Raw genomic sequence first — 12,946 nt, forward strand, 5'->3', positions numbered from 1 at the left:
GAATTTGTCGGGGGTCAACGTTGGGGTTATGGTTTCGCGTTGTCGGGTTGTGGCGGGGGGGGGGGGGGGCCCCCGCCCCTGGTGGGGCCGGACCTTGCTCGGCAAGGTCCGGCCGGACGCACGAGGTTGACAAAGGGGTTGACGGACGACCCCGCGGGCTCAGCCGATGAGCGCGCTCAGCTCGACGTGGTCGAGGCCGTGCGCCTCGGCCACCTCACGGTAAACGACCTGCCCGTCATGGGTGTTGAGCCCCTTGGCGAGTGCGGCGTCACGGCGCAGGGCCTCGGCCCAGCCACGGTTCGCGAGCTCCACGATGTAGGGCAGCGTGGCATTGGTGAGGGCGTACGTGGAGGTGTTCGGCACCGCGCCCGGCATGTTGGCGACGCAGTAGAAGACCGAGTCGTGAACCATGAAGGTCGGCTCGGCGTGCGTCGTCGGGCGGGAGTCCTCGAAGCAACCACCCTGATCAATTGCAATGTCGACAAGTACACTTCCGGGCTTCATCTTGGCGACGAGCTCGTTGGTGACCAGCTTCGGGGCCTTCGCGCCGGGGATGAGCACGGCACCGACGACCAGGTCCGCCTCGACGACGGCCTTCTCCAGTTCGAAGGCGTTGGAGACCACGGTCTGCACCTTGGTGCCGAAGATCCTGTCGGCCTCGCGGAGCTTGTTGATGTCCTTGTCGAGCAGCGTGACGTGGAAGCCGAGACCGACGGCGATCTGCGTGGCGTTCCAGCCGGAGACGCCGCCACCGATGACGACGGCCCGTCCGGCCGCCGTGCCGGGAACACCGCCGGGCAGCACGCCGCGGCCACCGACCGAGCGCATCAGGTGGTACGCGCCGACCTGCGGGGCCAGCCGGCCCGCGACCTCGGACATCGGGGCGAGCAGCGGCAGCGCGCGGTTCGCCGTCTCGACGGTCTCGTAGGCGATGGCGGTGGTGCCGGACTCCAGCAGCGCGTCCGTGCACGCACGGGAGGCCGCGAGGTGCAGGTACGTGAAGAGGGTCTGACCCTTGCGGAGCCGGTGGTACTCCTCGGCGACCGGCTCCTTGACCTTGAGCAGCAGGTCGGCGGTGGCCCAGACCTCGTCGGCGGTGGGCAGGATCCGAGCCCCGGCCGCGACGTACTCCTCGTCCGTGATGGAGGAGCCCGCACCGGCGCTCTGCTCGACGACGACCTGGTGGCCGTGGCGGACGAGCTCGTGCACACCGGCAGGCGTGATCGCCACGCGGAACTCGTTGTTCTTGACTTCGCGGGGGATGCCGACCTTCACGTCGATCACGGTCCTTGGCTCAGAGGCTCGCTCGGGCATAACGGTACATACCCGGATAGAGGCAGCGTAAATGGAGACACCGCGAAGACCCGCGGCAGAGCCAGTCTAATGAAGGACTTCTCTCTGTCTAGCCTTACAAAGCATCAATTTTCTGTCGTCGCACTACGGATTTCGTAGGCTGCGCTCTTCTCCCCCAGCAATCTGTCGGCCGCACCCCTGTGCAGACCTGCGGCAGCGGGGTCGCCGAGCCGGTCCAGGGTGTCGGCCAGCCGCAGCTCAAGGGCTGCCTGCAGCCGTACGTCCTTGGCCTGCCGCGCCCACTCCACGGCCTCCCGGCAGGTCTGGAGCGACTCGTGCGGACGGCCCGCGTACTCCTGGACCCGGGCCACCTCGCTGAGCGCCCGCGCCTGGGCGGGCAGATCGCCGAGCCTGCGGTAGCCGGCCGCCGCGGCCCGCCAGTTCCGCAGCGCCTCGCCGTAGCGCCCGGCGTAGGTGTGGACGGTGCCCAGCCGCCCGTACAGCCGCGCCTCGTCGGCCCGCTCGCCCTGCGTCAGCCGCTGGGCGAGGGCCCGCCCGTACCAGTCGGAGGCCCGGTGGAAGTCGCCCAGCTCCGCGTAGGCGCCGCCCACGGATTCCATCGCGCGTCCGGTGGCGTACGGGTCCTTCGCGGCCCGTCCGGCGTCCAGCGCCGCCCGGTAGCGGGCCAGCGCCTCCCTGGTCCGCCCGGTCCCGGCGTCCAGGTCGGCCAGGTTGAGCAGGGCCGCCGCCCGCTCGCGGGGCAGCTCGCGCCGCTCGGCGACCGCCAGGACCAGACCGTGCAGTCCGTACAGCTCGGGCGCGGCCGCCTCGGTTCCTTCGTGGACCGCCAGCGCCCGCACCAACGCGGCGACCAACCGCCTTGCCAGCGTGTCCAGTTCGCCGTCCTCCACGGCGATCCGGGCGGAGGCGAGGAGCGCGGGCCTGCGGATCCGCAGCCACTCGGCGGCGGCCTCCGGGCCGGGGAAGCGCAGGGAGCGCGGCAGCCCCGCGAGCCTGCGCCGGGCCGGGGAGCCCTCGGGGTCGGTGACCGCCCGGCAGGACTGGAGCCTGCGCACGGTCCGCTCCAGCATCCTGGCGCGGGCGAGCTGGATCTCGGCCGGGCGGTCCCGGTCCTCCAGCAGCGCGCGCAGCAGGGGGGCCAGGCAGCCCGGCACCTCGTACTGCGGCTGGTCGGCCCCGTTGCTGCGCAGCACCCCCAGCCGCACGAAGTCGTCGAGCGTGGTCTGGGCCGCCGAGACGGAACAGCCGGCCAGGGCGGACGCGGTGTGGGCGTCGGCGAGTCCGGCGGGGGCCAGGGAGAGCAGTCGCAGTATCCGGGCGGCGGTCGCCGGCAGCGAGTCGTGGACCAGCCGGAAGGCGCGGGCCAGCGGCCGGACCCCGGTGGACTGCTCGGCCTCGTCCGGCAGTTCCCGCAGCTGCTTGGTGACGTCGGCCACCGAGGCCGTCGGGCGCGCGGCCAGCCAGCCGCCGACCATGACCAGCGCGCCGGGCAGTCCGCCGCACTCCTCGGCCAGCGTCTCGGCGGCGCGCGGGTCGACGGTGATGCGGACCTGGCCGATGTCGCGGGCGAGCAGCTGGACCGCGGGGCCGGCCTCCAGTCCGCCGATGGTGCAGGGCCGGACGCCGGGAATGCCGGTCAGCGGGCCCTGCGCGGTGGCGACGACCAGGCAGTCCGGGTTGTCCGGGAGCAGCGGGTCGACCTGCTCGGCGTCCGGCGCGTCGTCGATCAGGAGCAGGGCCCGGCGTACGGCGAGGGCCTCGCGCACCATCTCGGAGAGTTCGTCCTCGTCGGCGCCGGGCGGACCCACCAGGTCCAGCTGGCCGAGGAGGTCACGGGCGGCACGTTCGGCGGGGACCGGGGCGCCGCCGGGCTCGGTGAGCCGGACGCGGAGCAGTCCGTCGGGGTAGTCACCGGTGGCGAGCAGCCGGCGGGTGAGTTCACCGGCCAGTGCGGTGCGGCCGGAGCCGGGGCGTCCGGCGATCAGCAGGACCCGGGCCCGGCCGCTCTTGCGGCCCGCCATGGTGTCCAGTCCCGCCCGTTCGATATCGGCCCGGAGTTCCTTCAACTCGCGCTCGCGCCCGAAGAATCGGGATGGCTCGGAGGCGGCCGGCTCCTCGGTCCCCGCTGCCTCGGCCGGGCCGCTGGTGTCCACCGCCTGATCCGTCACGGGCCACGCTCCACTTCGCTGCACGCGTCGCCCGCCGGGACTCCGGTCAGGGCGTTCCGAGCGTAGTTCAGGCGGGTGGACGAATCCGGTGGAGCGCGGCGGACACGTCCCCCGATCGGATCAGCATTTTTTCCGATCGGGGGTCCGAAACGGCCCGTCAGGCCTCGAAGGGCCGGGCGGGCCAGGGTGCCTCGGCGGGCCGCAGCGACTCGACGCCGTCGCCGGCGAGCACGGAAGCGAGCGACAGCACGCCCACGACCAGGCAGTTGTTGTGCAGGTCCCCGGCGAGCACACCCCGCACGAGGTCCTGGAGCGGTACCCGGGCCAGCTCCATGTCGGCCTCCTCCTCGGAGACCTCGAAGCGATCGCCGTCCGCCTCGGAGATGTTCCGGGCGAGGAAGACGCGTACGGCTTCGTCGCAGCCGCCGGGCGTCGTGTAGACGTCGGTCAGCACCCGCCAGTCCTCGGCCTTGACGTACGCCTCCTCGTACAGCTCGCGCTGCGCGGCGTGCAGCGGGTTCTCGCCGGGGACGTCGAGCAGTCCGGCCGGGATCTCCCAGAGCTTGTGCCGCACCGGGTGGCGGTACTGGCGCAGCACGAGGACACGGTCCTCGTCGTCGAGTGCGAGCACGGCGACCGAGCCCGGATGTACCTGGTAGTCGCGGCGCACGACCGTACCGTCCGGCATCGCGACGTCATCGGTGCGGACGCTGGTCTTGTTGCCCCGGAACGGAGTCTCGGTCGCGGTGACCGGCCATTCCTCGGGCGTGTCCTGGAAACCCATCTACGTCCTCCCACAAAAAACGGTGACCGGGGTACGCGCCCTTCAGAACGCGTACCCCGGTCAACCGTATCGCCTGCGGATGTCCCGCTACTTGCCCGACGTGGCCCCGGACTTGCTGCCCGTCCTGCGCGCGACGGCCGCCTTGACCAGGCCCGCGAAGAGCGGGTGCGGGCGGGTCGGGCGGGAGCGCAGCTCCGGGTGGGCCTGGGTCGCGACCAGGTAGGGGTGGACCTCGCGCGGGTACTCGACGTACTCGACGAGCTTGTTGTCCGGGGAGGTGCCGGAGAAGACCAGGCCGGCCTTCTTCTCCAGCTCGGCGCGGTAGGTGTTGTTCACCTCATAGCGGTGGCGGTGACGCTCCTCCACGTACGGCTCGCCGTCGTAGGCCTCGCGGACCAGCGAGCCCTCGGCGAGCTTCGCCGGGTAGAGGCCGAGCCGCATGGTGCCGCCCAGGTCGCCCGCGCCCTCGACGTACGCCAGCTGCTCCTCCATCGTCGAGATGACGGGGTGGGAGGTGGCGGCGTCGAACTCGGTGGAGTTGGCGTCGGGGATCTCGGCGAGGTTGCGCGCCGCCTCGATCACGATGCACTGGAGGCCGAGGCAGAGGCCGAGCAGCGGCACCTTGTTCTCACGGGCGTACTGGATGGCGCCGACCTTGCCGATCACACCGCGCTCGCCGAAGCCGCCGGGGATGCAGATGGCGTCGACGTCACCGAGCTGCTGCTGGGCGCCGGCCGGGGTCTTGCAGTCGTCGGAGGCGACCCACTTGACCTTGACACGGGCCTTGTTGGCGAAGCCGCCGGCCCGGATGGCCTCGGTGACCGAGAGATAGGCGTCGGGCAGGTCGATGTACTTGCCGACCAGGGCGACGGTGACCTCGTGGTCGGGGTTGTGGACGCGGTCCAGCAGATCCCCCCAGGTGGTCCAGTCGACGTCGCGGAACGGCAGGTCGAGCTTGCGCACCACGTAGGCGTCCAGGCCCTCGGAGTGCAGCACCTTCGGGATGTCGTAGATCGACTTGGCGTCCGGGCAGGCCACCACGGCGGCCTCGTCGACATCGCACATCAGCGAGATCTTGCGCTTGATCGCGGTCGGCACCTCACGGTCGGCGCGCAGCACGATCGCGTCCGGCTGGATACCGATGTTGCGCAGCGCCGCCACGGAGTGCTGGGTCGGCTTCGTCTTCAGCTCACCGGAGGGGCCGATGTAGGGCAGCAGCGAGATGTGCACGACGAAGACGTTGTCCCGGCCCACCTCGTGGCGGACCTGGCGGACGGTCTCCAGGAACGGCAGCGACTCGATGTCGCCGACCGTGCCGCCGACCTCGGTGATGACGACGTCGACGTCGTCGGTGGCCATGCGGCGGATGCGGTGCTTGATCTCGTTGGTGATGTGCGGGATGACCTGCACGGTGTCACCGAGGTACTCGCCGCGCCGCTCCTTGGCGATGACCTGCGAGTACACCTGGCCTGTAGTGACGTTGGCGGAGCCGTCCAAGTCGACGTCGAGGAAGCGCTCGTAGTGTCCGATGTCGAGGTCGGTCTCGGCGCCGTCGTTGGTGACGAACACCTCTCCGTGCTGGAAGGGGTTCATCGTGCCCGGGTCGACGTTCAGGTACGGGTCGAGCTTCTGCATGGTGACCCGAAGGCCGCGCGCCTTGAGCAGGGCACCGAGGCTGGAGGCAGTCAGACCCTTGCCGAGGGAAGAGGCGACACCCCCGGTGACGAAGATGTGCTTGGTCGTCGTGGATGTGGGCTGCATAGCCAAAGGGGGCTCCCGTGGTCGCGATCGTGAGGTGCGTACCGGCGTTGCCGTCCGGAGATTCCGGAGGTGCCGTCGCTGCGGTTCGGGGGCCTCGTCTGCTGTCGCTGACGACCACCGGTCCACGGGCTACCAGGGTAACAGCGACGAGGGGAGCCTGCTTCCGGCCACACCCGGCACAGTCACCACACAAGATCGCCGCATGTCTCTCACGCCCCACCCGTTCGGCTCATCTCTCTTGTCGGGACCGTCGCGCGGAGCACCCAGGTGCGTCGTATCCTGCTCGGACACTGGCTCCGGGCGAGGTACGAGCTCGCAGGTTCCCCCACATCAACCCCTAGCAACGACCTCTTGACCCGTAGTAAGCGCCCCCCGGGGCGACATGGCCGTTCGACTGGAGATGCACGTGGCCGGGCGCATCGAGGATTACGCACTCATCGGAGACATGCAGACCGCCGCCCTGGTCTGCCGGGACGGCACAGCCGACTGGTTGTGCCTGCCCCGCTTCGATTCACACGCCGTCTTCGCGGGACTGCTGGGCACCGAGGAGCATGGCTTCTGGCGCCTCGGGCCGGCCCGCGCCGAGGGCGCGGAGCCGCCGTCGGCGGACCGCCGTCACTACCGCGGGGATTCCCTGATCCTCGAATCGGAGTGGGACACGCCGCGCGGCACGGTCAGAGTGACCGACTTCATGCCGCCGCGTGACGGCGCACCGCAACTGATCCGGATCGTGGAGGGCGTCAGCGGCCGGGTGCCGATGCGCTCGGAGCTGCGCATGCGGTTCAGCTACGGCCGGGTCACCCCATGGGTGCACAAGGTGGACGGCCGTACGGTCGCCGTCGCGGGCCCCGACTCCGTCTGGCTGGACACCACGGCCGAGACCTTCGGCGAGAACCTGACGACGTACTCGGACTTCACCGTCGCGCCGGGTGACCGGATCGCGTTCACCATCAGCTGGCAGCCCTCGCACCGCGAACCGCCCGCGCTCCCGGACCCCGAGGGTTCGCTCGACGCGACCGCGGACTTCTGGCGCGAGTGGGTCGACCAGTGCACGTACCACGGGCCCTACCGCGAGGCCGTGGTCCGCTCGCTGATCACCCTGAAGGCCCTGACGTACGCGCCGACCGGCGGCATCGTCGCCGCGCCGACCACCTCCCTGCCCGAGGACATCGGCGGCTCCCGCAACTGGGACTACCGGTACACCTGGCTGCGCGACGCGGCGATCACCCTCTCCTCGCTGCTGCGCACCGGCTACCGCGAGGAGGCCCGCGCCTGGCGCGAGTGGCTGCTTCGGGCGGTCGCGGGAGACCCCGAGAACCTGCAGATCATGTACGGCATCGCGGGCGAGCGGGAGCTGGGCGAGGCCGAGCTGGAGTGGCTGCCGGGTTACGAGGATTCCGGCCCGGTCCGGGTCGGCAACGGCGCCGCCGGCCAGCTCCAGCTGGATGTGTACGGCGAGGTCACCGAGGCCCTGCACCTCGCGCACATGACGGGCCTGACGCGTAACGACTACGCGACCGGCCTCCAGCTCAGGCTGATCGGGTACCTGGAGAACCACTGGGACGAGCCGGACGAGGGCATCTGGGAGGTGCGCGGGCCGCGCCGGCACTTCGTGCACTCCAAGGTGATGGCCTGGGTCGCCGTCGACCGGACCATCAAGCTCATCGAGTCCGGTGACGCGGACGGACCGCTGGAGCGCTGGCGCGAACTGCGCGACGACATCCACCGCGATGTCTGCGAACGGGGTTACGACAAGGAGCGCAACACCTTCACCCAGTCCTACGGGTCGAAGGAGCTGGACGCCTCCCTCCTGCTCATCCCCCAGATGGGCTTCCTGCCGCCCGACGACAAACGGGTCATCGGCACGATCGAGGCGATCCAGCGGGAGCTGTCCACCGAGGACGGCTTCGTGCTCCGTTACCCCACCTCGGGCGACAACGCGGGCGTGGACGGCCTGGAGGGCGACGAGGGCGCGTTCCTGGCGTGCTCGTTCTGGCTGGCGGACGACCTGGCGATGATCGGCCGGGTCGACGAGGCCAGGCAGCTCTTCGAGCGGCTCCTCTCGCTCCGCAACGACCTGGGTCTGCTGGCCGAGGAGTGGGACGCGCGGCTCCAGCGTCAGGTGGGCAACTTCCCCCAGGCCTTCAGCCATGTGCCGCTGATCGACACGGCTCTGCGGCTGACGGCGAGCGGGGCGTACGTGGGCTGAGGGCTTGTGGGTTCCCAGATCTCGTGTCCCTTTCCCACCGGCCGTGTCCACTGCGTGGCCAGTAGGACGCGGGCATGGGATTCATGCTTCGTGAGCCAGTAGTTCCCCACTTTTTGTACAGGACTGCCCCGGGCGGCGTCTGCGGGCGTGGCCGGGGCAGGACCCCAGCGTTCGGCGGCTGGCGAGGCTGCCTGGAGAAACGCGGGGTTGGTGGTCCGATGGGTACAGCGGTGGCCGCGCCGGTACGGCTGGGTGTCCGGCGTGGTGACGAGTCCGTGGTGGAGGACCTGGAGTGGCCGTCGGTGCCGCTCGGGCTGCTGCGGCAGGCCCGGCCGTGGCGGACGTTCCGCTGGTTCAAGGGGCAGCAGCACTATTCGGGCCGTATTGGTCGGCGACCGTGGGCGATCATGTGATCTACGAGTCGCGGCTGGAGCTGGGGGGGCTGTTGTTCGCCGGCTTCGCTCCCGAGGTGCGGCACATCGTCGCCCAGCCGTTCCTGCTCAAGGCCGGCGTTGATGGCAAGGTCCGCAAGCACATCCCGGACTATCTGCTGCTGACGGATGACGGTCCGGTGGTCGTGGACGTCAACCGCAGCAGCGACTTGAGAAGCCGGAAGTCGCTTTCACCTTCGCCTGGACGCAGGAGGCCGTGACTTCGCGCGGGTGGCAGTACGAGGTGTGGAGCGAGCCGGATCCGCACGTGCTGGAAAACGTCCGGTTCCTGGCCGGCTACCGCCGCGCCTGGCTGTTCGACCCTGACCTGGTGGCCGCGCTGCGGGCGGTGGACCTGGACGGGATGTCGCTGGGCGACGCCTTCCGGCTGCGGCCGGAGTGTCCCCGGCCGCTGGTGAAGTCGGCGGTGCTGTACCTGCTGTGGTCCGGGCATGTGACGACCGCGCTGGACCGGCCGTTGAGCACAGGCCACGTGTTGCGGAGGGCAGCATGAGCGGGGCGGGGACGAAGCTGGGGGTCGGGACGCACTTCCGGCTGGACGGCGAGACGGTCGAAGTCGTGGAGTTCGCCGGCCCGGCCACGGGCATGGAGGTCGTCCTCAAGGACGGGCGCGACCGGCTGGCCGGGATGTCACTGCGCGAGCTGCTGACTTGCGATCGCGCCGAGCTGATCCACGATAGGTCAGGCCCGTCTGCCGCCGATGACGAGGACCTCGCGGCCCGCACGGCCCTGATCACGAGAGTTGGAAGACTGCGTCGCGAGATCGGACACCCACTTCTCACTCGTACAACCACGGCATCACCGATGAAACTGACCCAGATCGGTGAAGCCGTAGTCGCTGCGATCCACGCCACGGGGCCACGGAACCAAGGATGGCTGCGTGCCGGCCTACAGGACACGCCCTAGCTCGGCTCAGCTTCCGGCCATGGCGATGACCAGTTTGCCGCCCTTCGGGCGCTGGTCGCGCTCCAGCTCCGTCAGGGCGGGAATCGCCTCGGCCAACGGGACCGTACGGGCGATGGGCAGGCGCAGGGTCCGGGCCACCTCCTCCAGGTCGGCGGTCACCGGTCGGCCCATCATCGCCCGGAACGGGCCGGGCAGTGCGCTTCTGATCATTTTGGCCGGGGTTGGGACGATGTCGACGATGGTTCCGCCGGGCTTCAGCAGCGTTCGGGCCGCGGCGAAGGTAAGCATGCCGGGCGTGTCGAGGACGAGATCGAACCGTTCCGCGAGGGCGGCCGGGTCGAAGCCGAAACCCACGACCGGCTCGACGCCGAGCTCGTGGGCCTCGTCGGCCGCAGGGTTGCGGCAGCTGCCGGCGACCGAGGCTCCCCGCGCCTGGGCGAACTGGGCGGCGGCCCGGCCCACCCCGCCCAGGTACCCGTTGACGAAGACCGCCTGCCCGGGCCGGATTTCCGCCGTGGCCTGGTAGGCGGTCACGCCCACGGTCGGCAGGGCGGCTGCCTGCTCGTACGAAAGGTCCACCGGTTTGAGCACGACCGCCTTCTCCGGGGCCGTCACCATCTCGGCGAACGCCCCCGCCTGCCGGAACCGAGCCCGGCCGAGTACCGCGTCGCCGGCCTTCAGGCGGGTGACGCCGGCGCCGACCGCCTCGACGACTCCGGCGAAGTCGTGCCCCATCGCCCGGGGAAAGGAGCGGCCGGTCATCAGCTTCATCTCGCCGTTGCGCATCTTCCAGTCCAGCGCGTTGGAAGCCGCCGCTCGGACGCGGACGAGAACCTCATCCGGACCCGGGCGTGGTGGCTCGAACTCAGCGAGCCGCATCACCTCCGGGCCGCCGTAGCGGTCGTACTGAAGGCGCTTCACGAGGCGTACTCGTTCGAGATCTCGGTGGCGTAGTTCTTCCAGAGCGGTTGCATGGTCTCGGCGTTGACCGGCTGCCCGGAATCGATCATGGCCTTGAAGTCGCGGAAGTACTGCACATACAGGTCCGGCGTGAAGGTGTTGAGCATGACCGCGTTCTCGTCGCCGACGTTGGCGAACGTGTGCGGCGCCCCGGTCGGCACGATGACCCAGGTGCCTGGCCCGGCGTCGTATTGGTCCTCGCCGACGGTGAACCGGAAAGTTCCCGCCAGCACGTAGAAGCCCTCGTCATGCTGGGCGTGGCGATGCTGCAACGGGCTCGGGGTGCCCGGCGGAATGGTGACCTCGGCGAACCCCAGCCGGTGGTCGGTGTGCTCGCCGTTCTCCAGGATGCGGATCTGCTGCGCCCCGCTGCCGAGGATCTCGCCCTCACCGGGGCGGACGATGTTTACCTTCGCCACGACATCTCCTATTGCTATTGCCTGCCTTGGTCACCACCATCCTTGTCCGGGCCGGCTGTGCGCGTCTTGGTCGTCTGTGCACGGTTGCTGGTTACCAGTGCACGGGCGTTGTAGCCATACGTCGCCTTGAAGAGCTTGCTGAAATGGGTGGGATCGGAGAATCCCCACCGGGCGGCCACGGCGGTGACCGTACGTCCGCTTCCGGTCAGCTCGGCCCGGCAGCGCTCCAGGCGGCGACGGCGGATCAGGGCCGCGACGGTGAGCGGCTGGTCCTCGAACAGCTTGTGCAGCCGGCGTACGGATATGTTGTGGGTGGCGGCGATGCCAGGCGGGGACAGATCGGGATCGGCCAGCCGGGTCTCGATGTAGCCGGCGATCCGGCTCCGCAGCCACTCGTCCGCGGCCGGTTGTTCGTCGCCGAGCCGGGCCTCCAGTGCGACCGCGATCAGCTCGACGACGGCCGCCGCCGACCGCAGCGCCTCCGCCTCGCGGAACTCGGTCGCCGACCACGCCGACTGCCGGGCCAGCACGGAGACGAGAGCGCCCGGGCCGTGGCTGCCGTCGATGCGTACGCCGATGAGCCGGTCGATCTGCGCGGGCCGGATCCGAAGCTCCCGGCGCGGAACCAGGATGGTGACGTGCGCCGAGGCGGTGCTCTCGAACCGGAGCGTACGCGTGGGATCGAGCAGTACCAGGTCGGTCGGCCCGAGTTCGGCGTCGCCGCGCCCTTGCTCGATCCGCGTCCGGCCCCGGGTCATCACCTTGACCGCCAGGTTCTCGCCGTCGGAGGCGTCGCGCTCCCGCCCGATGCAGGCGCTCTCGGGCGTGTCGAGGGAGACCAGCCGCAGCGGCCCGAGGTCACGGGTGGCGATCCCGCCCCGGAAGCCGGCCCCGGCCAGCTTGTTGATCAGCGGCGGAAACCCGCTGGCGGCCAGCTCGTCCTGGAACGACTCAAGGTTGCCGATCACCGGTCAATGATAACGGCGACACTTCTGCTCAGGCACGGTGTTCGGCGGGGGGTTACAGCGGCGCCGGCCCGCATCTGCTCTACCAGGCTCTGGTGCACGCGGTGGACGGATCAGTCGCGCCGGCGACCGACGGCCGAACGGTGAGCGCAGCACCGATATCGGAATCGGTGGTAACCGCCGCGATGGACTTCGAGATGTGTTCACGCTCGTTGGCGATCAACTGGAGTCCGCTGGTGGACGCGGCTGTGACGGCCGGCCTGCCGACACCCATAACCGCCGGCCGGGTACCGGGTTGCGAAGCCCCGTCGTCTTGAGCGCCGGCCGGTAACGTCTGGTGAGCACCACCGCAGTCACCGCCGCAAAGAACGCGGCAGCGAGGATCGCGCGTGGTCTTCGTGATCGCATGAACGAGTGTCTCTTTTGCCGGTCAGCCCAGCGTTATGCGCGCACGACGCCGGGAAGCCGGGAATGGGAACGGCACCGACGCTCGGACCGATCGGACCTGCCGACCTGCGGTCGGCGGCATCGTTTCGACGTTCGAGGCCGGTCACTCGGTGTAACCCCGCACGGTCTGGCGAGGTGGGTGAAATCGGCACTCTGTTCAAACGGCGTGGATGTCGATCAGCGGAGCCTGTCGATTGTTGAGCTCGCGGGATCGCGTTCACCAGCCCGGAACGCAGCGACCGGATCGCCCGCCGCAAAGCCAAGGGCTCCCGCGGCGGACGCCCACCCGCCTTCGATCCCGAGCGCTACACCGGCCGCAACGTCGTCGAGCGCTGCTTCAATCGACTCAAACAGTTCCGCGCGATCGCCACCCGCCACGCCAAACGCGTCACCTACTACCGCTCAGAAATCATCATCGCCGCCATCGTGTTATGGCTGCGTGCCGACCTACAGGACACGCCCTAGTTGTATTGATCACGAGCGTTGTTGACACTTGGTAGGTCTTGAACATCACGAAGACCTCCGATGTGGTGGAGCTGTCTAGGACTGCACCACACGGAG

12 protein-coding genes are annotated in these 12,946 nt (G+C 69.9%); 5 read left to right on the forward strand and 7 right to left on the reverse strand.

What is annotated here, in order from left to right:
- Positions 1-159: 159 nt before the first annotated feature.
- The 4 genes from ald to ACFVJX_RS35260 all read right to left on the reverse strand — a co-directional run bounded on the left by ald (position 160) and on the right by ACFVJX_RS35260 (position 6,027).
- On the reverse strand, positions 160-1,275 hold the full coding sequence (gene ald, locus ACFVJX_RS35245; protein WP_384131966.1) for an alanine dehydrogenase: 1,116 nt from the start codon (positions 1,273-1,275) through the stop codon (positions 160-162).
- A 143-nt stretch (positions 1,276-1,418) separates the two neighbouring features.
- Positions 1,419-3,482, reverse strand: coding sequence for a tetratricopeptide repeat protein (locus tag ACFVJX_RS35250; protein WP_384131861.1), 2,064 nt, complete (start codon positions 3,480-3,482; stop codon positions 1,419-1,421).
- A gap of 157 nt (positions 3,483-3,639) precedes the next feature.
- The gene (locus ACFVJX_RS35255; protein WP_384131858.1) at positions 3,640-4,266 is read right to left on the reverse strand and encodes an NUDIX domain-containing protein; all 627 of its coding nucleotides are present in this window, start codon (positions 4,264-4,266) and stop codon (positions 3,640-3,642) included.
- 87 nt (positions 4,267-4,353) lie between these two features.
- The gene (locus ACFVJX_RS35260; protein ID WP_384131855.1) at positions 4,354-6,027 is read right to left on the reverse strand and encodes a CTP synthase; all 1,674 of its coding nucleotides are present in this window, start codon (positions 6,025-6,027) and stop codon (positions 4,354-4,356) included.
- A gap of 406 nt (positions 6,028-6,433) precedes the next feature.
- Here ACFVJX_RS35260 and ACFVJX_RS35265 point away from each other — a divergent pair, with 406 nt between their 5' ends.
- The 5 genes from ACFVJX_RS35265 (at position 6,434) to ACFVJX_RS35285 (ending at position 9,594) form a co-directional block, all read left to right on the forward strand.
- Positions 6,434-8,236 (forward strand): glycoside hydrolase family 15 protein, encoded by a 1,803-nt coding sequence (locus ACFVJX_RS35265; protein WP_384131963.1) that lies wholly within the window; start codon positions 6,434-6,436, stop codon positions 8,234-8,236.
- 218 nt (positions 8,237-8,454) lie between these two features.
- Complete coding sequence (locus tag ACFVJX_RS35270; protein WP_384131852.1) at positions 8,455-8,649, forward strand: hypothetical protein; 195 nt, start codon at positions 8,455-8,457, stop codon at positions 8,647-8,649.
- The gene (locus tag ACFVJX_RS35275; protein WP_384131849.1) at positions 8,634-8,888 is read left to right on the forward strand and encodes a hypothetical protein; all 255 of its coding nucleotides are present in this window, start codon (positions 8,634-8,636) and stop codon (positions 8,886-8,888) included. Before ACFVJX_RS35270 ends, ACFVJX_RS35275 begins: the two co-directional genes overlap by 16 nt.
- Entirely contained in the window at positions 8,885-9,181 is a 297-nt protein-coding gene (locus tag ACFVJX_RS35280; protein ID WP_240799409.1) for a hypothetical protein, read from the forward strand. The genes ACFVJX_RS35275 and ACFVJX_RS35280 overlap by 4 nt, the downstream gene beginning before the upstream one ends.
- Positions 9,178-9,594: a hypothetical protein gene (locus ACFVJX_RS35285; protein WP_384131846.1), complete on the forward strand. Its 417-nt coding sequence runs from the start codon at positions 9,178-9,180 to the stop codon at positions 9,592-9,594. The genes ACFVJX_RS35280 and ACFVJX_RS35285 overlap by 4 nt, the downstream gene beginning before the upstream one ends.
- 6 nt (positions 9,595-9,600) lie before the next feature.
- Here ACFVJX_RS35285 and ACFVJX_RS35290 read toward each other — a convergent pair whose 3' ends face one another.
- Genes ACFVJX_RS35290 through ACFVJX_RS35300 form a run of 3 tightly spaced genes read right to left on the reverse strand, consistent with a single transcriptional unit; the run spans position 9,601 to position 11,941 of the window.
- Positions 9,601-10,515 (reverse strand): NADP-dependent oxidoreductase, encoded by a 915-nt coding sequence (locus ACFVJX_RS35290; protein WP_384131843.1) that lies wholly within the window; start codon positions 10,513-10,515, stop codon positions 9,601-9,603.
- On the reverse strand, positions 10,512-10,973 hold the full coding sequence (locus ACFVJX_RS35295; protein ID WP_024494953.1) for a cupin domain-containing protein: 462 nt from the start codon (positions 10,971-10,973) through the stop codon (positions 10,512-10,514). Before ACFVJX_RS35295 ends, ACFVJX_RS35290 begins: the two co-directional genes overlap by 4 nt.
- A gap of 14 nt (positions 10,974-10,987) precedes the next feature.
- A complete protein-coding gene (locus ACFVJX_RS35300; RefSeq protein WP_024494954.1) occupies positions 10,988-11,941 on the reverse strand; it encodes a helix-turn-helix domain-containing protein in 954 nt (317 codons plus the stop codon).
- Between the last annotated feature and the right edge of the window lie 1,005 nt (positions 11,942-12,946).

Origin of the sequence: Streptomyces sp. NPDC127177, from assembly GCF_042672475.1 — a bacterium.
Taxonomy (GTDB): domain Bacteria; phylum Actinomycetota; class Actinomycetes; order Streptomycetales; family Streptomycetaceae; genus Streptomyces.